This window comes from Pantoea sp. X-Soil-ISGK-285 (assembly GCF_059730815.1).
This window is the reverse complement of record NZ_AP035938.1, coordinates 3255553-3280238: the sequence shown is the minus strand read 5'-3', so window position 1 is coordinate 3280238 and position 24686 is coordinate 3255553. Positions and strand designations below refer to the sequence as shown.

Here is a 24686-nt window from a genome sequence, read left to right as displayed (position 1 = left end):
AAGAGAATTAATAACACTATGGCGCAATTTTACGTTGCAAAACAGCGCGTGACGACGCAACAACGGATCACCGTCACCATTGAGGCGCTCGATCCGTTCGGACAAGGGGTGGCGCGTCACAAGGGCAAAACCCTTTTTGTCGCCGGTGCCCTGCCTGGGGAACAGGCGGAGGTCATGCTGACAGAGGATAAACGTCAATTTGCCCGGGCGAAAGTGACACGACTGATTAGCCGCAGTCCGGCGCGCGTCACGCCGCGCTGCCCACATTATGAACGCTGCGGCGGCTGCCAGCAGCAGCATGCCGATGTGGCGCTGCAACAGCAGAGCAAAGCCCAGGCGCTGAGCCGGATGCTGCGCCAGGCCGCCGCACAAGACGTGGCGGTGGATGAGGTAATCGCTGGTCAGCCCTGGGGCTATCGTCGCCGCGCCCGTCTGGGGCTGCAATGGCAAAATAAGGCGCAGCGGTTGCAGATGGGCTTCCGTCAGGAAGCCAGCAACGATCTGGTTGATATTCAGCAATGCCCCATTTTAGTGCCCGAACTTGAGGCTTTACTGGTTCCATTGCACCAGTGTCTCAGTGATTTACGCGCCGTCAGGCGTCTCGGGCATGTGGAGCTGGTGCTGGCAGACAACGGGCCGCTGATGATTCTGCGCCATCTTGATGCGCTGCATGCGGATGACCGTGAAAAACTGGAACAGTTTTCGCATAAGCATCAGCTGATGCTGTTCCTGGATGCGGGCGAGGAAGAGTTGAGTGCGTTAAATGAGTCGACGCCGTTTTATCAATCTCACCAGCTTAAGCTAACCTTCAGCCCACAGGATTTTATTCAGGTTAACGATGGTGTTAATCAGCAGATGGTCGCGAAGGCAATTGCCTGGCTCGATCTGCAGCCGGAAGACCGGGTGCTGGATCTGTTTTGCGGCATGGGAAACTTCACACTTCCTATAGGAATCTTCGTACATAATGTGGTTGGTGTGGAGGGGATTGCAGCATTAGTGCGGCAGGCAGCGTATAATGCTGATTTGAATAATCTTAAAAATGTCAGTTTCTTTCAGCATAATCTGGAAGAAGACGTGTCGCGCCAGCCGTGGGCGGCACAGGGATTTAACAAGGTATTACTCGATCCGGCACGCGCCGGGGCTGCGGGCGTAATGGCGCATGTGGTTAAACTTGCACCAGATCGCGTGGTCTATGTTTCGTGTAATCCCACCACACTCGCCCGCGACAGCCAGACATTGCTGTCGGCAGGCTACCAATTGGAAAGGGTCGCGATGCTGGATATGTTCCCACATACCCGTCATCTCGAATCCATGGTGCTGTTCAGAAAAACATAAGCGATGTATGTCGTTGTGCAGGAGAGGTTATGGTTGCGGTCAGAAGTGCGCATTTAAATACTGAGGGGGATTTCGCCCTCGACCAGTGGATCGCCAGTCTCGGTATTGCCAACCCGCAATCATGTCAACGTGTGGCCGAGACGTGGCGCTACTGTGAAGCGCAGACGCAGGGCCATCCTGATCAGTCGCTGCTGCTGTGGCGCGGTATTGAGATGGTTGAAATCCTCTCAATGCTCAGCATGGATATCGAAAGCCTGTGTGCGGCGCTGATTTTCCCGCTGGCTAACGATGAAGTGGTGAGTGAAGAGGAGCTGGAAACCGCCGTCGGCAAAGGCATTGTCTCGCTGGTACACGGCGTGCGCGATATGGACGCCATCCGCCAGCTGAAAGCGATCCACAACGACTCCATGGCCTCTGAACAGGTGGATAACGTTCGCCGCATGCTGCTGGCGATGGTGGAAGATTTCCGCTGCGTAGTGCTGAAGCTGGCTGAACGCATCATGAACCTGCGCGAAATGAAAGATGCGCCGGAAGATGAGCGGGTACTGGCCGCCAAAGAGAGCACCAATATCTATGCGCCACTGGCCAACCGTCTCGGTATTGGTCAGCTCAAATGGGAGCTGGAAGATTACTGCTTCCGCTACCTGCATCCCGACGAATATAAGCGCATCGCCAAATTACTGCATGAGCGGCGTATTGACCGTGAGCAGTACATCGAAAACTTCGTCAGCAATCTGCGCAAAGAGATGGTCAAAGAGGGCGTGCGCGCCGAAGTCTATGGCCGTCCGAAACATATCTACAGCATCTGGCGCAAGATGCAGAAAAAATCGCTGGCCTTTGATGAGCTGTTTGACGTGCGGGCGGTGCGCATCGTCGCCGATCGCCTGCAGGATTGCTACGGTGCGCTGGGTACGGTGCATACGCTCTATCGCCATCTGCCCAGCGAGTTTGATGACTACGTCGCTAACCCCAAACCCAACGGCTACCAGTCGATTCATACGGTGGTGTTAGGGCCGCAGGGCAAAACGGTGGAAATCCAGATCCGTACCCGCCAGATGCATGAAGATGCCGAGCTGGGCGTGGCGGCGCACTGGAAATATAAAGAGGGGCCAACTTCCAGCAGCGCGCGTGGCGCGGCCGGTCATGAAGAGCGGATCGCCTGGCTGCGTAAGCTCATCAGCTGGCAGGAAGAGATGGCGGACTCCGGCGAACTGCTGGAAGAGGTCCGCAGCCAGGTGTTCGATGACCGGGTCTACGTCTTTACCCCGAAAGGCGACGTGGTGGATCTGCCCGCTGGATCGACGCCGCTCGACTTTGCCTATCATATTCACAGCGACATCGGTCACCGCTGCATCGGCGCGAAAATCGGTGGCCGCATCGTGCCGTTCACCTACCAGCTGCAGATGGGCGATCAGGTTGAAGTGATCACCCAGAAGCAGCCGAACCCGAGCCGCGACTGGCTCAATCCGAATCTGGGCTACATCACCACCAACCGTGGACGCTCGAAGATCCACAACTGGTTCCGCAAGCAGGATCGCGACAAGAATATTATCGCGGGACGGCAGATTCTGGATAACGAACTGAATCAGCTGGATATCAGCCTGCGCGAAGCCGAAAAACTGCTGCTGCCGCGCTATAACGTCACCTCGCTTGAAGAGCTGCTGGCGGCGATTGGCGGCGGCGATATTCGTCTTAACCAGATGGTTAACTTCCTGCAGGCGAAGCTCAATAAGCCGAGCGCCGAAGAGGAAGATCGCGAAGCGCTGCGTCAGCTGACCCAGAAATCGTACACTCCCTCTTCACGCAAAGAGAGCGGACGTGTCGTCGTGGAGGGCGTGGGCAACCTGATGCACCACATTGCCCGCTGCTGCCAGCCGATTCCGGGGGATGATATTGTCGGCTTCATCACCCAGGGGCGCGGCATCTCTATTCATCGCGCTGACTGCGACCAGCTGGCTGAACTCATTTCGCATGCGCCGGAACGTATCGTCGATGCGGTGTGGGGCGAAAGCTACTCCAGCGGCTATTCGCTGGTGGTGCGCGTGACCGCCAACGATCGCAGCGGCTTACTGCGTGACATCACCACCATTCTCGCCAACGAGAAAGTGAATGTCCTGGGCGTCTCAAGCCGCAGCGACACCAAAAAACAGCTGGCGACCATCGACATGGATATCGAGATCTACAACCATCAGGTACTGGGACGTGTCCTGGCGCGTCTGAACCAGGTCTCTGATATCATTGACGCCCGTCGCCTGCACTGATATTCAGGCAGGCACTGAGGCAACCGGCAGCTGGAGGTTGCGCAGGCGTTTTCTGCACCACCAGACACGGCCGGACGCGGTGAATAGCGTCCTGCCGTGTTGTACGCTTTGCCTCTTCGCCCGTTGCCTGTCATCTCACTAATCAAGGATCCTCCTGAATGAACGCTATTGAGCGCCTGCTTGGCATAATGAAAACCCTGCGCGATCCACAACATGGCTGTCCGTGGGATCGTGAACAGACCTTCGCCACCATCGCGCCCTATACGCTGGAAGAGACCTACGAAGTGCTGGACGCTATCCAGCGCGAAGATTTTGACGATCTGCGCGGTGAGCTGGGCGATCTGCTGTTTCAGGTGGTGTTCTATGCGCAGATGGCCAGCGAACAGGATCGCTTTAATTTTGAGGATATCTGCCACGCAATCAGCGACAAGCTGGAGCGCCGTCATCCACACATTTTTGGCGATGCCACAGCAGAAACCAGCAGCGAAGTGCTGAAAAACTGGGAAGCGATAAAAACCGCTGAGCGGGCTGACAAAGCCCTGCATTCGGCGCTGGATGATATCCCTAAGGCACTGCCCGCACTGATGCGCGCCCACAAGATTCAGAAGCGTTGTCACAATGTCGGATTCGACTGGACCACGCTGGGGCCGGTGGTGGCTAAAGTGCATGAAGAGATGGATGAAGTGATGCACGAGGCGCAGCAGAGCGTGGTGGATGGTGAAAAGCTGGAAGAGGAGATTGGCGACCTGCTGTTCGCCACGGTTAACCTGTCGCGCCATCTTGGCAGCAAAGCAGAGACCGCGCTGCAAAAGGCCAATGACAAGTTTGAGCGCCGCTTCCGCGAAGTCGAAGCGATCATCGCTGCACAGGGGTTAAGTATGCCGGGTGCCACGCTGGAGCAGATGGAGGCCGCCTGGCAGCAGGTGAAACGGGGCGAGAAGCGCTGATTATTCCAGCGCTGTGCATAAAGTCACCGCTTTCGCTTACTCGATTCAGCCTGACGGCAACTTTGTGACGCACGTCAACATTTCATTGGCGGCTATCGGCTATGTTAGCCGCAGCAATGCGTTGGAGGATGGCGGTGATTCATCAATTGTGGCTGATAGCGGTTTCCAGTATACTGTTTTCCCGTCCTGGTTATTCCACCGTCTTTAAACCTAAACTCTCAGGTTCAGCATGACAACGAATTATATTTTTGTGACCGGCGGGGTCGTTTCCTCTCTGGGTAAAGGCATTGCCGCAGCCTCCCTCGCAGCCATTCTCGAAGCCCGTGGTCTGAACGTGACCATCATGAAGCTGGACCCGTATATCAACGTGGATCCAGGCACCATGAGCCCGACGCAGCACGGTGAAGTTTTCGTCACTGATGACGGCGCTGAAACCGATCTGGATTTGGGTCACTACGAGCGCTTCATCCGTACCAAAATGTCGCGTCGTAACAACTTCACCACTGGCCGTATCTACTCAGAAGTCCTGCGCAAAGAGCGCCGTGGCGACTATCTGGGCGCAACCATTCAGGTTATTCCGCACATCACCAACGCCATCAAAGAACGCATTATTGAAGGCGGTGAAGGTCATGATGTGGTACTGGTCGAAATCGGCGGCACGGTCGGGGATATCGAATCACTGCCGTTCCTGGAAGCGATTCGCCAGATGGCCGTTGATGTGGGTCGCGAACACACCATGTATATGCACCTGACGCTGGTGCCGTATATGGCGGCGGCCGGTGAAGTGAAAACCAAACCGACCCAGCACTCGGTGAAAGAGCTGCTGTCGATTGGTATTCAGCCAGACGTGCTGATTTGCCGTTCTGACCGTGCCGTACCGGCCAACGAACGCGCTAAAATCGCCCTGTTCTGTAACGTCCCTGAAAAAGCGGTTATCTCGCTGAAAGACGTTGATTCCATCTACAAGATTCCTGGCATGCTGAAATCGCAGGGCCTGGATGACTATATCTGCAAGCGCTTCAACCTGAATGCACCGGAAGCCAACCTGGCCGAATGGGAGCAGGTGATCTACGAAGAAGCCAATCCGGGTGGTGAAGTCACCATCGGTATGGTGGGCAAGTATGTGGAATTGCCGGATGCCTACAAGTCGGTCATCGAAGCGCTGAAACATGGCGGCCTGAAAAATCGCGTCACCGTGAACATCAAACTGATCGATTCGCAGGATGTTGAATCACGCGGTGTCGAATTACTGAAAGATCTGGATGCGATTCTGATCCCGGGTGGCTTCGGTTACCGGGGCGTGGAAGGCAAGCTGATGACCGCGCAGTATGCACGTGAAAACAACGTGCCGTACCTGGGCATCTGCCTGGGCATGCAGATTGCGCTGATGGAGTTCGCCCGCAATGTCGCCGGGATGCCAGGCGCCAACTCCACGGAATTTGTGCCAGACTGTAAATATCCGGTGGTGGCATTAATCACCGAATGGCGTGACGAAGATGGCAACGTCGAAGTCCGCAGCGAGCAGAGCGATCTGGGCGGCACCATGCGTCTGGGCAGCCAGCAGTGTCAGTTAACGCCGGGCAGCCAGGTTCGCCAGCTCTACGGCTCTGACACTATCGTTGAGCGCCATCGCCACCGCTATGAAGTGAACAATATGCTGTTAAAGCAGATTGAAGCAGCCGGTCTGCGCGTAGCAGGTCGCTCTGGTGATGATCAACTGGTTGAGATTATCGAGATCCCGAACCATCCGTGGTTTGTGGCCTGCCAGTTCCATCCTGAGTTTACCTCGACCCCACGCGACGGCCATCCGTTGTTTGCTGGCTTTGTTAAAGCCGCACATGAGCATCAGAAGCGTTTAGCGAAGTAAGTTTCACAGGCAGCGCGCGAACTTTTCGCGCGTTGCTTGTCTTAGGATTGACTAACTTGTACTGAGGAAAATCGTAATGTCCAAAATCGTAAAAGTCATCGGTCGCGAAATTATCGACTCACGTGGTAACCCGACTGTTGAAGCTGAAGTGCATCTGGAAGGCGGTTTCGTAGGCCTGGCAGCTGCACCATCAGGTGCCTCTACCGGTTCACGCGAAGCGCTGGAACTGCGTGACGGTGACAAATCACGTTATCTGGGCAAAGGCGTAACCAAAGCCGTTGCTGCAGTAAACGGTCCGATTGCTGAAGCGGTAAAAGGCAAAGACGCGAAAGATCAGGCGAACATCGATAAGATCATGATCGACCTGGACGGTACTGAGAACAAATCTAACTTCGGTGCTAACGCCATTCTGGCTGTTTCACTGGCAGCTGCTAAAGCCGCTGCAGCCTCTAAAGGTCAGCCGCTGTATGAGCACATCGCTGAACTGAACGGCACCCCAGGCAAATACTCTATGCCACTGCCAATGATGAACATCATCAATGGCGGCGAACATGCCGACAACAACGTCGACATCCAGGAATTCATGATCCAGCCGGTTGGCGCTCCGAACCTGAAAGAAGCCATCCGTATGGGTTCTGAAGTGTTCCACAGCCTGGCAAAAGTGCTGAAAAGCAAAGGCATGAGCACTGCAGTGGGTGACGAAGGCGGCTACGCGCCTAACCTGGGTTCCAACGCCGAAGCGCTGGCTGTTATCGCTGAAGCGGTAAAAGCAGCAGGCTACGAGCTGGGCAAAGACATCACCCTGGCGATGGACTGTGCGGCATCTGAGTTCTACAAAGATGGCAAATACGTTCTGGCCGGTGAAGGCGGTAAATCGTTTACCTCTGAAGAGTTCACCCACTTCCTGGAAGATCTGACTAAACAGTATCCGATCGTTTCTATCGAAGATGGCCTGGACGAATCTGACTGGGACGGCTTCGCTTACCAGACCAAAGTACTGGGCGACAAAATCCAGCTGGTGGGTGATGACCTGTTCGTTACCAACACCAAAATTCTGAAAGAAGGTATCGATAAAGGTATCGCTAACTCTATTCTGATCAAATTCAACCAGATCGGTTCTCTGACCGAAACTCTGGCTGCGATCAAAATGGCGAAAGACGCGGGCTACACTGCCGTGATCTCTCACCGTTCAGGCGAAACCGAAGATGCGACCATCGCTGACCTGGCGGTAGGTACTGCAGCGGGCCAGATCAAAACCGGTTCAATGAGCCGTTCTGACCGTGTTGCTAAGTACAACCAGCTGATCCGTATCGAAGAAGCGCTGGGTTCTAAAGCGCCATTCAACGGTCTGAAAGAAGTTAAAGGTCAGTAATGACTGTGCGTTGATGTCGCGCTAAGTGACATCATCGGCCTCTGAAGCCCCGCCTTGTGCGGGGCTTTTTGTTGGTGGCGGTGTACAGACGCAGATGGCAAGGCCCGATCGCCAAAGCGGCATCTCTGCCGGCCGGGTCCGCGCGATTACGCACCTCATCCCTGAGGTACGCCCGTTACCGGGACAACGTTTTGCGTTGTTCAAAAACGCTTCCGGCGTTTTTGTCCTGAGCGCGGGACGCTTTGCTCTTCGGTCCTGGCCATCCACGTTCTGAGCCTGTCAGCCGTCTGAAGCCCCTCATTTGTGTTTTGTCCGGCGCGGAGAAAAGGCACAACGCGTGGTTGAGCTGCGCGGCAAATCTGCCATAATCAGCGCCCTGTTTTTTTCAAGCGAGTCCGTAATGCAATACCCGATTAACGAAATGTTCCAGACACTGCAGGGCGAAGGTTATTACACCGGCGTGCCTGCCATTTTCATTCGTTTGCAGGGATGCCCGGTGGGCTGTAGCTGGTGCGATACCAAACACACCTGGGAAAAGCGGACAGATCGGGAAACGTCGCTGGGCGATATTTTGATCAAGACGGTGGAAAGCGACGCCTGGGGTGATGCCGACGCGGCGACCCTGGTGAGTGCCATTGCGCAGCAGGGCTGGACGGCGCGTCATGTGGTCATCACCGGTGGTGAACCGGCGATTTACGATCTGCGTCCGTTAACCACTGCGCTGGAGCAGCACGGTTTCCAGTGCCAGATTGAGACCAGCGGAACCCACGAGATTCACTGTTCTGAACGGACCTGGGTGACCGTCTCGCCGAAGGTCAACATGCGCGGCGGCTACGATGTGCTGCCCCAGGCGCTGAGCCGGGCCGATGAAATCAAGCATCCGGTAGCGCGCGAGCGTGATGTGGAAGCGCTGGATCGGCTGCTGGCAGGCATTGATGACACCAAAGCGCGTATCATCGCCCTGCAGCCAATCAGCCGCAAAGATGATGCAACCCGGCTCTGCATTGAGACCTGCATTGCTCGTAACTGGCGTCTGTCGATGCAGACCCATAAATATCTCAATATCGCCTGATCCTGATAAAGCGGCACGCAATGAGCCGTTAACTACAGGAAAGCGTTGAGCGTCAGAGGCAGGACGGAGAGAAGAGCCGCGTCGGATCGAAGGGTTCGATCCGACAGGGTTAGCCGCGGTAAACGCAGCCTGCGGTGCAGGTTTCTTTGATCATCACCGCGCTAAGCAGCGGCAGTTGCGGCTTCATCTGATCCCAGATCCATTTCGCCAGCACTTCGCTGGTGGGATTTTCCAGGCCGGGAATATCATTCAGATAGTAGTGGTCCAGCCGATTGTAGACCGGCTTAAACGCCGCCTTCAGCTCAGCAAAATCCATAACCCAGCCGGTATGCGCATCCACTTCGCCGGTAATCTCCAGACGAACCAGGAACGAATGACCGTGCAGACGGCCACATTTGTGTCCGGCCGGCACATTCGGTAGATGATGCGCGGCTTCGAACTGGAACTCTTTAAACAAGGTGGTAGACATAATGGTTCTCAGACATTAAAAAACCGCTGAATTCTACCTGATTACCGCTTTTTTCGCACCCGAACCGCACAAACCGATACTTTTCCTGCGCGTTTATACAGTGTCGTCCAGCTAATTAACTGATATATCACCGCTTTGCTTACCACTTTTAACGATTATTCCTACCTGGAAAACCATTTAGTCATTTTGGTTATTTGATATGTCGAAGGTGTATTTAATCGTTAATATACGGACCGGTAACCTACGCACTCTTCCGCCATTTTACGGTCCGGACTTCTGATACTGGAATTTTTAACGCGATGACGACTCAGGCACCTGGTTCAATGCTTCCGCTCTCCCCGGAACAACTCGCTCGCTTACAGGCGGCGACGACAGATTATTCCCCGACTCAACTGGCGTGGCTGTCAGGCTATTTCTGGGGCAGGGTGGAACAGACCCCGGGTAGCGCCGTCGCCAGCACTGCATCTGCATCTGCTCCGGCTCCGGCCGAAGCGCCCGCCATTACGCTGCTTTCCGCTTCCCAGACCGGCAACGCACGTCGTCTGGCTGAGCAGTTGCGTGATGACCTGCTGGCCGCAAAGCTGAACGTAAACCTGGTGAATGCCGGTGATTACAAGTTCAAACAGATTGGCCAGGAAAAAATGCTGGTGGTTGTAACCTCCACCCAGGGCGAAGGCGAACCGCCAGAAGAGGCGGTAGCGCTGCATAAATTCCTGATGTCGAAAAAGGCACCGAAAATGGAGGGTGCCGCCTTCGCAGTGTTTGGCCTGGGCGACACCTCTTATGAATTCTTCAGTCAGGCGGGTAAAGATTTTGACAGCCGACTGGCGGAGCTGGGCGGCGAGCGTCTGCTGGATCGCGTTGATGCGGATGTTGAGTATGCGGAGCAGGCCGCCGCCTGGCGCAATGCACTGACGGAAATTCTCAAGAAACGCGTTCCCACTGAATCCCCGGCGCAGGCTGCGGCGACAGCAGCCGGCAGCGTCAACGAAGTCACCACCAGCCCCTATACTAAAGAGTCGCCGCTCAGCGCGAGTCTGGCGGTGAATCAGAAAATTACCGGACGGGACTCAGATAAAGATGTGCGCCATATCGAAATCGATCTGGGCGATTCCGGTCTGCGCTACCAGCCTGGCGATGCGCTGGGCGTCTGGTATGAGAACGACGCGGCGCTGGTCAGCGAACTGCTGGAGCTGGTCTGGCTGAAAGGCGATGAGCCGGTAGAGGTTCAGGGGAAAACCCTGCCGCTGGCGGAGGCGCTGCAGAAGCATTTCGAGCTGACGGTTAACACCGCGCAGATCGTGGCGCAGTATGCCCAGCTGTCACGCAACGCGGAGTTGCTCTCACTGGTGGATGATAAAGCCAGGCTGCAGCACTATGCGCAGCACTATCCGATTGTGGATATGGTGCGCCTGGCACCGTCCGAACTCAGCGCTGAACAGCTGACCGGACTGCTGCGACCGCTGACGCCGCGACTCTACTCTATCGCCTCTTCGCAGGCTGAAACCGATACCGAAGTGCATATCACCGTCGGTGCCGTTCGCTTTGATATTGAAGGTCGCCAGCGCGGCGGCGGTGCATCGACCTGGCTGGCCGATCGCATCGAAGAAGAGGGCGAAGTCCGGGTCTTCATCGAACACAACGACAACTTCCGCCTGCCGGCTAATCCGGATGCGCCAGTGATCATGATTGGCCCGGGCACCGGCATCGCGCCGTTCCGCGCCTTTATGCAGCAGCGCGACAACGACGGTGCCGGCGGCAAAAACTGGCTATTCTTTGGTAATCCGCACTTCACCGACGATTTCCTCTATCAGGTGGAGTGGCAGAAATATGTGAAAGATGGTCTGCTGACTCATATCGACCTCGCCTGGTCACGCGATCAGGCAGAGAAGATTTACGTACAGGATAAGATCCGCGCGAAAGGGGCCGAAGTGTGGCGCTGGATCGAAGAGGGCGCGCATCTTTATGTCTGTGGCGACGCGAATCGTATGGCAAAAGACGTCGAGCAGGCATTGCTGGATGTGGTGGTCGAACACGGCGGAATGGATCGTGAAACGGCCGACGAATTTTTAAGTGAGCTGCGCATTGAGCGCCGTTATCAGCGAGACGTTTACTAATGAGCGATAAACACCCTGGACCGCTGGTTGTAGAAGGCAAATTAGCAGACGCTGAGCGTCTGAAGAAGCAGAGCAACTATCTGCGCGGCACCATTAAAGAAGATCTGGAAGAGGGTCTGACCGGCGGTTTTACCGGCGACAACTTCCTGCTGATTCGTTTTCACGGCATGTACCAGCAGGACGATCGCGATATTCGTGCCGAACGTGCGGAGCAGAAGCTGGAGCCGCGCCACGCCATGATGCTGCGTTGCCGGTTACCGGGCGGCATCATTACGCCGACTCAGTGGCTGGCCATCGACAAATTTGCCACCGATAAAACCATCTATGGCAGCATCCGTCTGACTAACCGTCAGACCTTCCAGTTTCACGGCATTCTGAAGAAGAACGTCAAGCCGACGCATCAGATGCTGCATGAGGTGGGGCTGGATGCGCTGGCGACCGCCAACGACGTTAACCGTAACGTGCTCTGTACGTCGAACCCGGTTGAGTCGGAGCTGCATCAGGAAGCGTATGAGTGGGCGAAGAAACTCTCTGAGCATCTGCTGCCACGCACCCGAGCCTATGCGGAGATCTGGTGGGATAAAGAAAAAGTCGCCACCACCGACGAAGAGCCGATCCTCGGTGAAACGTATCTGCCGCGTAAATTCAAAACCACCGTAGTGATCCCGCCGCATAACGACGTGGATCTGCACGCCAACGATCTGAACTTTGTCGCTGTCGCCGAGCACGGCAAGCTGGTGGGCTTTAACCTGCTGGTGGGTGGCGGGCTGTCGATTGAGCACGGTAACAAAGCGACCTATGCGCGCACCGCCAGCGAGTTTGGCTATTTCCCGGTGGAGAAGATCCTCGACGTCGCCGAGGCGGTGGTCACGACGCAGCGCGACTGGGGCAACCGCACCGACCGTAAAAACGCCAAAACCAAGTACACGCTGGAACGCGTTGGCGTCGAGACCTTTAAAGCCGAAGTTGAAAAACGGGCAGGCTTGACGTTTGAGCCGATCCGTCCTTATGAGTTCACCACCCGTGGCGATCGCATTGGCTGGATTAAAGGCATCGACAACAAATGGCACCTGACGCTGTTTATCGAAAATGGTCGCCTGCTCGACTATCCGGGCCGACCGCTGAAAAGCGGCATCGCTGAAATTGCGAAAATCCATCAGGGCGATTTCCGCCTGACCGCTAATCAGAACCTGATTGTGGCGGGCGTGCCGGAAAGCGAAAAAGCGCAGATCGAAGCAATCGCGCGCGAACATGGTCTGATGGATCACGTTACGGCACAGCGCGAAAACTCGATGGCCTGCGTGGCGTTCCCGACCTGTCCGCTGGCGATGGCAGAAGCCGAGCGCTTCCTGCCTGCCTTCGTGACCAAAGTGGAAGGGATCATGCATGCGCATGGCGTTGGCGATGAGCACATAGTGTTACGCGTTACCGGTTGTCCCAACGGCTGTGGCCGTGCCATGCTGGCTGAGCTGGGTCTGGTGGGTAAAGCGCCAGGTCGCTACAACCTGCATCTGGGTGGAAACCGCAGCGGAACGCGTATTCCCCGCATGTACCGTGAAAACATTAACGAAAGCGAAATTCTCGCCACCATTGATGAGCTGGTGGGACGCTGGGCCACTGAGCGCCAGGCCGCGGAAGGCTTTGGTGATTTCACCATCCGCGCGGGCATTGTTGCGCCGGTGCTGGACCCGGCACGCGATTTTTGGGAGGAAGCAAAATGAGTCACCCCGACCTCGCAGCACTGAATGAGATGTCCAAAGTCCAGCGTGCTATGGCGCTGGCCGCGACCAATGCGCAGCTGGAGAAGTCATCAGCGGAAGAGCGGGTCAGCTGGGCACTAGAGAATCTGCCGGGTGCCTACGTGCTCTCCTCCAGTTTCGGTATTCAGGCCGCGGTGTCGCTGCATCTGGTGACGCGTCAGCAGCCCGATATTCCGGTGATCCTGACCGACACCGGCTATCTGTTCCCGGAGACCTATCGTTTTATTGATGAGCTGGCGGACCAGCTCAATCTCAACCTTAAAGTGTTCCGCGCCGAAACCTCACCGGCCTGGCAGGAAGCGCGCTACGGCAAACTGTGGGAGCAGGGCGTCGAGGGGATTGAGAAATATAACGAGATCAACAAAGTTGAGCCGATGAATCGCGCCATTGAAACCCTGGGCGCGCAGACCTGGTTTGCCGGATTGCGGCGCGACCAGTCGGGCAGTCGGGCGAATCTGCCGGTGCTGGGCGTCCAGCGTGGCGTCTTTAAGCTGCTGCCGATTATCGACTGGGATAACCGCCAGATTCATCAGTATCTGGAGCAGCATAAGCTGAAGTACCATCCGCTGTGGGATGAAGGCTATCTATCGGTGGGCGATACCCATACCACCCGCAAGTGGGAGCCGGGTATGGCAGAAGAAGAGACGCGCTTCTTCGGCCTCAAGCGCGAGTGTGGTCTGCACGAAGGCTGACGCAGGACTTCTCTCCCCGCACACAGGGAGAGAAGTTTTTGGCTGCAGTCAGGCGGAAAGCTAAGCGCCTTTTAATCCGGCAAACGCCTCTGCTGCACGGGTCACATTCACTTTCGTCACCTCATACTCTGCCACCGTGACAAACGGATCTTCCGCTAAAATTGCATCCAGCTCTTCTCGTTCCATCTCCCTGACCAGTAACATGCCGCCCGTGCGCGGATCTTTACGTCCCGCTGCAATAAAAAAGCCCGCGTCAAAATAGCGATCCAGCCATTCGATATGGGCTGCCAGCAGCGCTTCAACTTCTTCTACCGGACGAACGTAATTCAGAAAGACCACGTACATGTCAGATCCTTACACTTTGGGGTTGGTCAGTTCACTGAGCAGCGGCAGTAGCACGCGAACGCTGTCGCGGGTTCGCAAGGTTATCTGCCCCGGCAGCCAGCGGTCGAGATAGCTCAGATTATCCAGGTCAGTCTGATGGCGGGTAACGCCATCAGGAAAGTGGGGACTACGATGACGCTGCAGCGCACCATCTTTATTACCCAGCGTCCAGTTGCTGGCGGTCACATCCAGCAGCGGAAAGCCCGCCTTGTCGAAGGCATTAAGCGCGTCAAAATCTTTACGGTTCAGCTGATGACTGGCGGCGGGAATGCCCTGCTGGCGTGCCAGTAACAGGGCTCGTTCGCTGGTCTGCTTGCGCACCGCCCGGGGCGTATTCATGCCGCTGTTAAAATAGAGATGATCGCCGGTGATCAGGCTATTCAGATCGATGACCAGCAGGGTATTCTTCTTCTCACGCGTGCTCATCCGCTCAACATAATCATCCATGCCGTGCAGATCTGCCTCTCCGGCGCTCAGCGCCACAAAGCGTATGCCGTAGTGCAGCGGTTTGCGGCTCAGCTGCTGCGCCAGCTCCAGCATCACGCCAAGACCCGATGCATTATCATCGACGCCCTGCAGGCGTAAGCCGCCCAGGTTGTGCTGGGCCTGGCTGCTATTTTGCGGCGTCCAGGTATCCAGATGTGCCACGATCAGAATCTCCTGCGGCACGCTGCCTGCACGCGCGGCAATCACCGAGGTTGCCGTAAGCTTATGCCAGCGCTGCGTGCCGTCCTCTTCCTGCCACTTATAGCCGGTCCTGAACTGGCGGGTATTGGTCTTATACCCCAGCGCGGTAAATTGCTGTTGCAGGTAGTCGGCTGCCATCAGCTCAGCCGGGCTGCCGCTCATCCGGCCAGGAAACAAGGTGGCGATGTGCCGGACCTGCTGTTCGGCAAACTGACCAGGCGGAGTGGCCAGAGCCAGCGGGGAAATGAGTGCGCCAAATAAAATTGTCGCTACCCTCAAGCGGAGGGAATAAAACATAGTGCATCCTTTTTCATTATTCGGGAGCCGTTCCGCATGGGGGCCAGGGCCAGCCATGCCGCGCGCATTATATCCTTTTTGTCCCGTGACTTTGTTAGTGGAATCGGGCGCTGTCACTACCGAAAGGCGTAACGGACCATTATCGCTGGCACTTATCTGCTTTTGCTGCCGCAGGTGTGGCTTTCAATATGTGAACCTGTTCACGAAAAAGCCATTAAATTTCATCTGTTAAGACCAAATTGTTCTGTGCTTTGCGGCGTCGTTATTCCATTCGGTAACTACTCATTCCAATTCGTAATTTCATCTGGATAAACCCAGCGACGTATAGTCGCGTTAATACAAAGTTAAAACATCAGGGTTAACGTGGACTATTTGCCTCTTTTTGCCGATCTTTCTGGCCGCCCGGTTCTGGTTGTCGGCGGGGGAGATATTGCGGCGCGAAAAATTGAACTGCTGCGCCGTGCACGCGCGCGCGTTCTGATCGCATCTCGTGAACTCTGCCCTGAACTGCAGGCACTGCTGGATAAGCAGGAGCTGGAGTGGCTGGCGACCGAATTTGACCCGGCCCAGCTGGATGGCGTTTTCCTGGTGATTGCCGCCACCGACGACAACCATCTCAACAGCCAGGTGTTTGAAGCCGCCAACGCGCGGCATAAGCTGGTTAACGTGGTGGATGACCAGCCAAAATGCACCTTTATCTTCCCCTCGATTGTTGACCGCTCACCGCTGGTGGTGGCGATCTCCTCCAGCGGCACCGCACCGGTGCTGGCACGCATGCTGCGCGAAAAAATCGAAACGCTGCTGCCTGCCAGTCTGGGTCAGATGGCTGAAGTGGCCGGACTCTGGCGCGATAAAGTCAAACAGCGCTTCAGCCGCATGTCTGACCGTCGGCGCTTCTGGGAACGCGCTTTCGACGGCCGGTTCGCCAGTGAGATGTCTGCCGGTAACGTCGAAGAGGCGAAACGCACGCTGGACCGCGAACTGCAGGAAGAGCCGACCCGTCAGGGCGAGATCTTTCTGGTGGGCGCCGGGCCGGGCGACAGCGGTCTGCTGACGCTGCGTGGCCTGCAGGTGATGCAGTTAGCCGATGTGGTGCTCTACGACCATCTGGTCAGCGAAGAGGTGCTGGATCTGGTGCGCCGCGATGCCGATCGCATCTGCGTCGGCAAACGGGCCAGCGCCCACACGTTGCCGCAGGAAGAGATCAATCAGATGCTGGTTTCACTGGCGCTGAAAGGCAAGCGCGTCGTGCGCCTCAAGGGCGGCGATCCCTTTATCTTTGGCCGCGGCGGCGAAGAGCTGCAGGCGGCTCAGCAGGCGGGTGTGCCGTTCCAGGTGGTGCCGGGCGTCACCGCGGCAGCCGGTGCGACAGCCTATGCCGGTATTCCGCTGACCCACCGCGACTACGCGCAGAGCGTGATGTTTATTACCGGTCACTGCCGTCCCGATGGGGATGACATTGACTGGCCATCGCTGGCGCGTGCGCGTCAGACGCTGGCGATCTACATGGGAACCGTTAAAGCCGCTGCCATCAGCGAGGCGCTGATTCAGCACGGTCGCGCGCCATCAACGCCGGTGGCGGTGATCAGTCGCGGCACCCGTCAGGATCAACAAGTGCTGACCGGCACCTTAGAACAACTTGAGGCGCTGGCCGCCTCGGCACCCACTCCGGCGCTGCTGGTGATCGGAGAGGTGGTTAATCTGCACGGGCAACTCGCCTGGTTTAAACATTCAGCACAGCAGGGGGCTCGCGAGTCCGCCGTTGTCAATCTGGCTTGAGGGAAAATCATGGACCAAAAACGACTCACTCATCTGCGTCAGCTGGAGGCGGAGAGTATCCACATCATTCGCGAAGTGGCGGCGGAGTTTAGCAATCCGGTGATGATGTACTCCATCGGCAAAGACTCCTCGGTCATGCTCCATCTGGCGCGTAAAGCCTTCTACCCAGGCACGTTGCCGTTCCCGTTGCTGCATGTGGATACCGGCTGGAAATTCCGTGAAATGTACGAATTTCGCGACCGCACCGTGAAAGCGATGGGCGCAGAGTTGCTGGTTCACCGCAACCCGGAAGGCGTGGCGATGGGCATCAACCCCTTTGTTCACGGCAGTGCCAAACACACTGACATCATGAAAACCGAAGGGCTGAAGCAGGCGCTGAACAAATATGGTTTTGATGCAGCCTTTGGCGGCGCACGTCGTGATGAAGAGAAGTCACGCGCCAAAGAGCGTATCTACTCATTCCGTGACCGCTTCCATCGCTGGGATCCGAAAAACCAGCGCCCTGAGCTGTGGCACAACTACAACGGTCAGATCAACAAGGGTGAAAGCATCCGCGTCTTCCCGCTGTCGAACTGGACCGAACTGGATATCTGGCAGTACATCTTCCTGGAAAACATCGAGATCGTGCCGCTCTATCTCGCCGCACCGCGTCCGGTGCTGGAGCGTGATGGCATGCTGATGATGATCGATGACGATCGCATCAACCTGCAGCCGGGTGAAGAGATCACCGAACGGATGGTCCGTTTCCGTACGCTCGGCTGCTGGCCGCTGACCGGCGCGGTAGAGTCTGAGGCGCAGACGCTGCCGGAGATCATCCAAGAGATGCTGGTTTCCACCACCAGTGAGCGTCAGGGCCGCATGATCGATCGCGATCAGTCCGGTTCGATGGAACTGAAAAAACGTCAGGGTTATTTCTAAGGAGACGCCAGATGAATACCGTAATTGCACAACAGATTGCCGACCAGGGCGGCGTTGAAGCCTGGCTGACCACGCAACAGCACAAGAGCCTGCTGCGTTTTCTGACCTGCGGCAGCGTTGACGACGGAAAAAGTACCCTGATTGGGCGTCTGCTACACGACACCCGTCAGATCTATGAAGATCAGCTCTCATCGCTGCACAACGACAGCAAACGTCACGGCACCCAGGGCGAGAAGCTCGATCTGGCGCTGCTGGTGGATGGTCTGCAGGCTGAGCGTGAGCAGGGCATTACCATTGATGTGGCCTACCGCTACTTCTCGACCGAAAAGCGTAAATTTATTATCGCCGACACGCCGGGACATGAGCAGTACACCCGTAACATGGCGACCGGCGCGTCAACCTGCGATCTGGCGATCCTGCTGATCGATGCGCGTAAAGGCGTACTGGATCAGACCCGCCGCCACAGCTTTATCTCGACGCTGCTGGGGATCAAACACCTGGTGGTGGCGATCAATAAGATGGATCTGGTGGAGTACAACCAGGAACGCTTCGAGCAGATCAAACAGGATTACCTCGACTTTGCTGCGCAGCTGCCGGAAGACCTCGATATCCGCTTTGTGCCGATGTCGGCGCTGGAAGGGGATAACGTCGCCTCTGCCAGTCAGACCATGCCGTGGTATAGCGGCCCGACGCTGCTGGATGTGCTGGAGACCGTGGAGCTGAAGCGCGTCGTCGATCATCAGCCGATGCGCTTCCCGGTGCAGTATGTCAACCGTCCGAACCTCGATTTTCGTGGCTATGCCGGCACCCTGGCGTCGGGCAGCGTGCAGGTAGGCCAGCGCGTTAAAGTGCTGCCTTCTGGCGTGGAGTCGACCATTGCCCGAATTGTGACCTTCGATGGCGATCTGCAGGAAGCGGGTGCAGGCGAAGCGATTACCCTGGTGCTGCAGGATGAGATTGATATCAGCCGTGGCGATCTGCTGGTGGATGCCAGTGAAGAGCTGGCAGCGGTTCAGTCTGCCAGCGTTGACGTGGTCTGGATGGCAGAGCAGCCGCTGCAGGCCGGTCAGAGCTATGACCTGAAAATCGCCGGTAAGAAAACCCGTGGCCGGGTAGAGAAGGTGCTGCATCAGGTCGAGATCAACTCGCTGGAGACGCGTCAGGTCGATACGCTGCCGCTGAACGGTATCGGTCGCATTGAGATCACTTTTGATGAACCGATGGTACTCGACAGCTATCAGCAAAACCCGGTAACCGGCGGCATGATCTTTATCGATCGCCTGAGCAACGTCACCGTGGGTGCCGGCATGATCCATCAGCCAAACCATGATGCCCCGGTTAATACCGGCGAGTTCAGCGCGTTTGAGCTGGAACTGAATGCGCTGGTGCGCCGCCACTTCCCACACTGGAATGCGCGCGACCTGCTGGGCGGTCAGTAATGGCTCAGCACGACGATAACGTGGTGTGGCATGATCATCCGGTGACACGCGCCTCACGCGAACAGCAGCATGGCCATCAGGGCGTGGTGCTGTGGTTTACCGGGCTTTCGGGCTCGGGGAAATCCACCGTTGCCGGTGCGCTGGAGCAGGCGCTGCACCGCATCGGCGTCAGCACCTATCTGCTGGATGGTGACAATGTGCGTCACGGCCTCTGTCGTGACCTCGGTTTCAGCGATGATGACCGTAAAGAGAATATCCGTCGCGTCGGTGAAGTGGCGAAACTGATGGTGGATGCCGGACTCGTGGTGCTCACTGCCTTTATTTCGCCGCATCGCGCCGAGCGTCAGATGGTGCGCGATCTGCTGGAGCCGGGACAGTTTATCGAGGTATTTGTCGATACGCCGTTAGCCGTGTGTGAAGCGCGTGATCCGAAAGGGTTGTATCGCAAAGCGCGCGCCGGTGAACTGCGTAATTTCACCGGCATCGACAGCGTCTATGAGGCGCCCGATAGCCCGGAAATCCAGCTGGATGGCGAACAATTGGTTACAAAACTCGCCGCCCAATTGTTAGACCTGCTGCGTGACCGCGATATCATCAGATCCTGAAGAGACAGCGGCAAATCGTTTCTGATTTGCCGCCCTCGCGCCAACAGGATGCCTATGCAGAACATTACCCCAATGCTCGCTCGAAAAGATGACTCCTCCCCGGATGAGCCGCGCTCATTGCTGCCGGGCGGCGTTATCGGCTTTCTCGCTTACTGGTGCGCGCTGGCGATCCCTTTCCTGCTGTTCGGCTCTAACACGCTGTTCTTCTTTCTTTATACCTGGCCATTCTTTCTGGCGCTGCTGCCGGTTGCGGTGGTCACGGGTATCGCGCTGAATACGCTGCTGAGTGGACAGTGGCTGTGGGCCGCGCTCGCCACGGTGATCATGGTGGTCACGCTCTTCTGGTTAATGTTCTCTTTTCTCTCCGGCTGGTAAGCCCTCAGCGCGCCCGCGCTGATGTGCAAACGCATCGGCAGGTTACAAATCTTTTCCCGTCTGAATCGGTACTGATTCATATTTTGCGCAGACGCGCAGCAAAGCGCGCCATTTTCTCCGCTGGTGTGGAGTCCTGTGCAAAGTTATGGGATGATTGGGCCGTTTTTAGGGGGCGGGATGGGAAAACTGACGTTACTGTTATTGGTGCTGCTTGGCTGGCTGCAATATTCGTTGTGGCTGGGGAAAAATGGCATCCATGACTATACGCGCGTCAATGATGATGTCGCGGTGCAACAGGCAAACAATGCCAAACTGAAATCGCGAAACGATCAGCTGTTTGCCGAAATTGACGATCTCAATGGCGGCTCGGAAGCGATCGAGGAGCGTGCACGCAATGAACTGGGCATGATTAAGCCCGGTGAGACTTTCTATCGTCTGGTGCCTGACCAGAACAAACGCAACGCGCAACAAGCAGCGCTTAACCAACAACGATAAAACATGAACACTCTGGCCTCCCTTGCGGATGTGATTGCCGTGGTGCCCGCTGCCGGGATCGGCAGCCGCATGCAGGCAACCTGTCCGAAGCAGTATCTGACGATTGGTCAGCACACCCTTCTGGAACACAGCATTGCGCGTCTGTTTTCCCATCCCGCTATCAAACAGGTGATTGTCGCCCTCAGTTCTGATGACCAGCACTTCGCTTCACTGCCGCTGGCACGCGATCCGCGCGTGCTCAGGGTGACAGGCGGAGAGACCCGCGCCGAATCGGTGCTGGCCGGATTGCAGGCCGCACAGGGTTCCGCCTGGGTGCTGGTCCATGACGCCGCGCGTCCCTGTCTGCATCCCGACGATCTCCAGCAACTGCTCAACGTGCGTGAACAGAGCCACGTTGGCGGGATTCTGGCCGCGCCAGTGCGTGACACCATGAAACGGGGCGAGCCGGGCAAAGCCGCGGTGGCCCATACCGTAGAGCGCGATGATCTCTGGCACGCCTTAACGCCGCAATTTTTCCCTCATGCGCTGCTCACCGCCTGCCTGACGCGGGCGCTGGCAGAAGGCGCGACCATCACCGATGAAGCCTCGGCGCTGGAGTATTGCGGCTACCACCCGCTGTTAGTCAGCGGACGCAGTGATAACATCAAAGTCACCCGGCCAGAAGATCTGGCGCTGGCGGCTTTTTATCTGAGTCAGATTCAATTAAAGGAGAGCGCATGATGCGTATCGGTCACGGTTTTGACGTTCACGCCTTTGGCGGAGAGGGTCCGTTAGTGATTGGCGGTGTGCGGATCCCGTTTGAGCAGGGTTTTATCGCCCATTCGGATGGCGATGTGGCGCTGCACGCGCTGACTGACGCGCTGCTGGGCGCAGTGGCGATGGGCGATATCGGCAAGCTGTTTCCTGACACCGATCCGGCCTTTAAAGGGGCGGACAGCCGCGGCTTGCTGCGTGAGGCCTGGCGCCGTATCGAAGCCAAAGGCTATCGCATCGGTAATGTCGACGTCACGATTATTGCTCAGGCACCGAAAATGCTGCCGCACGTGCCACAGATGCGGATCAATATTGCAGAAGATCTGGGCTGCCATATGGATGCGGTCAACGTCAAAGCGACCACCACCGAGAAGCTGGGCTTTACCGGGCGCGGCGAAGGCATCGCCTGTGAAGCGGTGGCGTTAGTCCTGAAAGCTGACAGCCAATGATGCTGAATTACCTGCACGGCACACCCGTGGCCTCCGGCGTGATCAAAGCCAATCCGGAAGATTTCGTGGTGGTTGAAGATCTCGGTTATGGCGCGGATGGTGAAGGTGAGCACCTGCTGGTGCGCATCCGTAAAGTGGGGGCCAATACCCGCTTTGTGGCTGAGGCACTGGCGAAGTATCTCGGTATTCATCAGCGCGACATGAGTTATGCCGGAATGAAAGATCGCCATGCGGTGACGGAACAGACTCTCTGTTTTCGCCTGCCGGGTAATGCTATGCCCGATCTGCGCGGTTTTGAGCTGGAAGGGGTCGAGATTCTGCAGGCGGTGCGCCACAAACGTAAGCTGCGCATCGGCGCACTGGCGGGGAACGCGTTTCGGCTGATCATCCGCCAGATCAGTGACCGTGATGCAGTTGAAACGCGTCTGGCGCAGATTCGCGATGCGGGCGTGCCGAACTATTTTGGTGAACAGCGTTTTGGTCGCGGCGGCAATAACCTCGTGATGGCAGAAAAGTGGGCGCGCAATGAGATCATTATTCGCGACCGCAACAAGCGCAGCCTGATGCTCTCTGCCGCGCGCAGTGCGCTGTTTAATCAGGTGACCAGTGCGCGTCTGCAACAGCAGGGTAGGCTGACTCAGGTGCTCAACGGCGACGCGTTGCAGCTGACCGGACGAGGCAGCTGGTTTGTCGCGCAGCCTGATGAACTGGCAGAGTCACAGCGCCGGGTTGAGCAGCATGAGCTGCGCATCACCGCGCCGCTGCCGGGACGGGGCGAGCCTGGCCCGCAGGCTGACGCGCTGGCCTTTGAACAGCAGGCGCTGGCTGATGAGACGCTGCTGCTGGGACTGATTGAACGTGAGAAGGTTGATGCTGCACGCCGTGCCATGCTGGTGGTGCCGCGCGATATGCAGTGGAGCTGGTGGGATGATGTCACGCTGGAACTGGCATTCTGGCTGCCAGCGGGCAGCTTTGCCACCAGCGTGGTCCGTGAGCTGCTGACCCACGCGGACTCGCCCGATCAGATTGATGAGTAATCTTCGCCGCAACCTGACCCGCAGTGTGGGTAATGTTGCGGCAAACCCCCACCGTCGTGTGATTTACGCCTACCACTTCCTTGCGCGCCTCGCTAGAATGCAAAAATCGCCGTCCATTCCTCACCTGTTGCCATGCCGTTAAAACAGGTTCCGTCACGGCGACCAGTCGAATAAAAAAAGGTCAGAACGAAATGCGGATATTGCTCAGTAACGATGACGGCATTCATGCGCCAGGCATTCAGACTCTGGCGAAAGCCCTGCGGCAGATTGCTGACGTGCAGGTTGTTGCCCCCGATCGTAACCGAAGCGGTGCCTCGAACTCATTAACGCTGGAAACGCCTCTGCGCACCTTCACCCATGAAAACGGTGATATCGCCGTCCAGATGGGGACGCCGACCGACTGCGTCTATCTGGGGGTGAATGCGCTGATGCAGCCGCGTCCCGACATTGTGGTGTCGGGCATCAATGCCGGCCCCAATCTGGGCGATGATGTGATCTACTCCGGCACGGTGGCGGCGGCGATGGAAGGGCGACATCTTGGCTTGCCGGCTATCGCGGTTTCGCTCAACGGCCATCAGCACTACGCCACCGCGGCGGCCGTGACCTGCGCTCTGCTCAGGGCGCTGACGCATGAACCGCTGCGCACTGGCCGCATTCTCAACATCAACGTTCCCGATCTGCCGTTGTCAGAACTCAAAGGCATCCGCGTGACGCGCTGTGGCAGCCGCCATCCGGCGGATCAGGTGATTGCGCAGCAGGATCCGCGTGGCAATACACTCTACTGGATTGGTCCGCCAGGCGAAAAACTGGATGCGGGCCCGGATACAGACTTCGCCGCCGTGGATCAGGGCTACGTCTCTGTCACGGCACTCCATGTCGATTTAACGGCGCACAGCGCGCAGAACGTTCTCAGTGACTGGCTGGCTAAAGCTGAGGTGAACCTGGCATGGTGAATCGGCGTATTGAGACGTTGCTGTCACAACTGCGTCAGCAGGGCATCGATGATGAAAACCTGCTGAAAGCCATCAGCGAGGTGCCGCGCGAACGTTTTATCGACGAAGCGTTCGAGCATAAAGCCTGGGACAATGTTGCCTTGCCCATCGGCTCCGGTCAGACGATATCACAGCCCTACATGGTCGCGCGGATGACCGCGCTGCTCGGGCTTAATCCGCATTCGCGTGTGCTGGAGATTGGTACGGGTTCAGGTTATCAGACGGCGATTCTTGCCCACCTGGTGGACCATGTTTATTCAGTGGAACGCATCAAAGGGCTGCAGTGGCAGGCCAAGCGCCGTCTGAAACAGCTGGATCTGCATAATGTCTCAACCCGTCATGGTGATGGCTGGCAGGGCTGGCCTTCACGTGGCCCCTTCGATGCCATCATCGTCACGGCTGCACCGCCTGAAATTCCGATTGCGCTGATAGCACAACTGGCAGAAGGCGGCATCATGGTGCTGCCAGTTGGTGAAGATCAGCAGGTACTGAAGCGCCTGCGTCGTCAGGGCGAAGAGGTGATGGAAGAGACCATCGAACCAGTGCGTTTTGTCCCGCTGGTGCAGGGCGATCTGGCCTGACCC

Annotated in this window: 23 protein-coding genes; 20 read left to right on the top strand and 3 right to left on the bottom strand. The window is 57.0% G+C overall.

Features of this window, described 5'->3' with window-relative positions:
- Positions 1 to 18: 18 nt before the first annotated feature.
- From rlmD to queE, 6 genes are all read left to right on the top strand, one after another.
- Positions 19 to 1335, top strand: coding sequence for a 23S rRNA (uracil(1939)-C(5))-methyltransferase RlmD (rlmD, locus tag AC6I8B_RS15480; RefSeq protein WP_158131414.1), 1317 nt, complete (start codon positions 19 to 21; stop codon positions 1333 to 1335).
- Positions 1336 to 1364: 29 nt separating this feature from the next.
- A complete protein-coding gene (gene relA / locus AC6I8B_RS15475) occupies positions 1365 to 3596 on the top strand; it encodes a GTP diphosphokinase (RefSeq protein ID WP_010248576.1) in 2232 nt (743 codons plus the stop codon).
- A gap of 158 nt (positions 3597 to 3754) precedes the next feature.
- Positions 3755 to 4543: a nucleoside triphosphate pyrophosphohydrolase gene (mazG, locus tag AC6I8B_RS15470; RefSeq protein WP_157353619.1), complete on the top strand. Its 789-nt coding sequence runs from the start codon at positions 3755 to 3757 to the stop codon at positions 4541 to 4543.
- Positions 4544 to 4772: 229 nt separating this feature from the next.
- Entirely contained in the window at positions 4773 to 6410 is a 1638-nt protein-coding gene (gene pyrG / locus AC6I8B_RS15465; RefSeq protein ID WP_497817514.1) for a glutamine hydrolyzing CTP synthase, read from the top strand.
- Between the two features lie 76 nt (positions 6411 to 6486).
- A complete protein-coding gene (gene eno / locus AC6I8B_RS15460) occupies positions 6487 to 7782 on the top strand; it encodes a phosphopyruvate hydratase (protein WP_010248571.1) in 1296 nt (431 codons plus the stop codon).
- A gap of 400 nt (positions 7783 to 8182) precedes the next feature.
- A complete protein-coding gene (queE, locus tag AC6I8B_RS15455) occupies positions 8183 to 8854 on the top strand; it encodes a 7-carboxy-7-deazaguanine synthase QueE (RefSeq protein ID WP_010248569.1) in 672 nt (223 codons plus the stop codon).
- A 109-nt stretch (positions 8855 to 8963) separates the two neighbouring features.
- Here the strand turns inward: queE and queD are convergent, their stop codons facing one another.
- Positions 8964 to 9323, bottom strand: coding sequence for a 6-carboxytetrahydropterin synthase QueD (gene queD, locus AC6I8B_RS15450; RefSeq protein ID WP_010248568.1), 360 nt, complete (start codon positions 9321 to 9323; stop codon positions 8964 to 8966).
- Positions 9324 to 9622: 299 nt separating this feature from the next.
- On the opposite strand from queD, the gene cysJ reads away from it, so the two are divergent.
- The 3 genes from cysJ to AC6I8B_RS15435 are packed head-to-tail and all read left to right on the top strand — an operon-like array spanning position 9623 to position 13892.
- On the top strand, positions 9623 to 11440 hold the full coding sequence (cysJ, locus tag AC6I8B_RS15445; protein ID WP_157353615.1) for an NADPH-dependent assimilatory sulfite reductase flavoprotein subunit: 1818 nt from the start codon (positions 9623 to 9625) through the stop codon (positions 11438 to 11440).
- Positions 11440 to 13161 (top strand): assimilatory sulfite reductase (NADPH) hemoprotein subunit, encoded by a 1722-nt coding sequence (gene cysI / locus AC6I8B_RS15440; RefSeq protein ID WP_010672134.1) that lies wholly within the window; start codon positions 11440 to 11442, stop codon positions 13159 to 13161. The genes cysJ and cysI overlap by 1 nt, the downstream gene beginning before the upstream one ends.
- On the top strand, positions 13158 to 13892 hold the full coding sequence (locus AC6I8B_RS15435; protein ID WP_010248562.1) for a phosphoadenylyl-sulfate reductase: 735 nt from the start codon (positions 13158 to 13160) through the stop codon (positions 13890 to 13892). The genes cysI and AC6I8B_RS15435 overlap by 4 nt, the downstream gene beginning before the upstream one ends.
- 60 nt (positions 13893 to 13952) lie before the next feature.
- On the opposite strand, the gene AC6I8B_RS15430 is transcribed toward AC6I8B_RS15435, so the two are convergent.
- Positions 13953 to 14237, bottom strand: a complete 285-nt coding sequence (locus AC6I8B_RS15430) for a YciI family protein (protein ID WP_010248560.1) — start codon at positions 14235 to 14237, stop codon at positions 13953 to 13955.
- 9 nt (positions 14238 to 14246) lie between these two features.
- Complete coding sequence (locus tag AC6I8B_RS15425) at positions 14247 to 15260, bottom strand: aminopeptidase (RefSeq protein WP_010672132.1); 1014 nt, start codon at positions 15258 to 15260, stop codon at positions 14247 to 14249.
- A 363-nt stretch (positions 15261 to 15623) separates the two neighbouring features.
- Here AC6I8B_RS15425 and cysG point away from each other — a divergent pair, with 363 nt between their 5' ends.
- From cysG to AC6I8B_RS15370, 11 genes are all read left to right on the top strand, one after another.
- Positions 15624 to 17039, top strand: a complete 1416-nt coding sequence (gene cysG, locus AC6I8B_RS15420) for a siroheme synthase CysG (RefSeq protein ID WP_010248556.1) — start codon at positions 15624 to 15626, stop codon at positions 17037 to 17039.
- Positions 17040 to 17048: 9 nt separating this feature from the next.
- A complete protein-coding gene (gene cysD / locus AC6I8B_RS15415) occupies positions 17049 to 17957 on the top strand; it encodes a sulfate adenylyltransferase subunit CysD (protein ID WP_157353613.1) in 909 nt (302 codons plus the stop codon).
- Between the two features lie 11 nt (positions 17958 to 17968).
- Positions 17969 to 19396 (top strand): sulfate adenylyltransferase subunit CysN, encoded by a 1428-nt coding sequence (gene cysN, locus AC6I8B_RS15410; RefSeq protein ID WP_010248552.1) that lies wholly within the window; start codon positions 17969 to 17971, stop codon positions 19394 to 19396.
- A complete protein-coding gene (cysC, locus tag AC6I8B_RS15405; protein ID WP_013358869.1) occupies positions 19396 to 20001 on the top strand; it encodes an adenylyl-sulfate kinase in 606 nt (201 codons plus the stop codon). The genes cysN and cysC overlap by 1 nt, the downstream gene beginning before the upstream one ends.
- A 54-nt stretch (positions 20002 to 20055) precedes the next feature.
- Positions 20056 to 20376, top strand: a complete 321-nt coding sequence (locus AC6I8B_RS15400) for a DUF3561 family protein (RefSeq protein WP_010248547.1) — start codon at positions 20056 to 20058, stop codon at positions 20374 to 20376.
- 177 nt (positions 20377 to 20553) lie between these two features.
- On the top strand, positions 20554 to 20871 hold the full coding sequence (gene ftsB / locus AC6I8B_RS15395) for a cell division protein FtsB (protein WP_010248545.1): 318 nt from the start codon (positions 20554 to 20556) through the stop codon (positions 20869 to 20871).
- A gap of 3 nt (positions 20872 to 20874) precedes the next feature.
- Positions 20875 to 21591 (top strand): 2-C-methyl-D-erythritol 4-phosphate cytidylyltransferase, encoded by a 717-nt coding sequence (gene ispD / locus AC6I8B_RS15390; protein ID WP_122889665.1) that lies wholly within the window; start codon positions 20875 to 20877, stop codon positions 21589 to 21591.
- A complete protein-coding gene (gene ispF / locus AC6I8B_RS15385; RefSeq protein WP_010248541.1) occupies positions 21591 to 22073 on the top strand; it encodes a 2-C-methyl-D-erythritol 2,4-cyclodiphosphate synthase in 483 nt (160 codons plus the stop codon). The genes ispD and ispF overlap by 1 nt, the downstream gene beginning before the upstream one ends.
- Positions 22070 to 23110 carry a tRNA pseudouridine(13) synthase TruD gene (truD, locus tag AC6I8B_RS15380; protein ID WP_033786729.1) on the top strand — a complete coding sequence of 347 codons (1041 nt, stop codon included), beginning with the start codon at positions 22070 to 22072 and terminating at the stop codon, positions 23108 to 23110. Before ispF ends, truD begins: the two co-directional genes overlap by 4 nt.
- Positions 23111 to 23301: 191 nt before the next feature.
- Positions 23302 to 24063: a 5'/3'-nucleotidase SurE gene (gene surE / locus AC6I8B_RS15375; RefSeq protein ID WP_003849099.1), complete on the top strand. Its 762-nt coding sequence runs from the start codon at positions 23302 to 23304 to the stop codon at positions 24061 to 24063.
- A complete protein-coding gene (locus tag AC6I8B_RS15370; protein WP_010248537.1) occupies positions 24057 to 24683 on the top strand; it encodes a protein-L-isoaspartate(D-aspartate) O-methyltransferase in 627 nt (208 codons plus the stop codon). Before surE ends, AC6I8B_RS15370 begins: the two co-directional genes overlap by 7 nt.
- Positions 24684 to 24686: the final 3 nt, after the last annotated feature.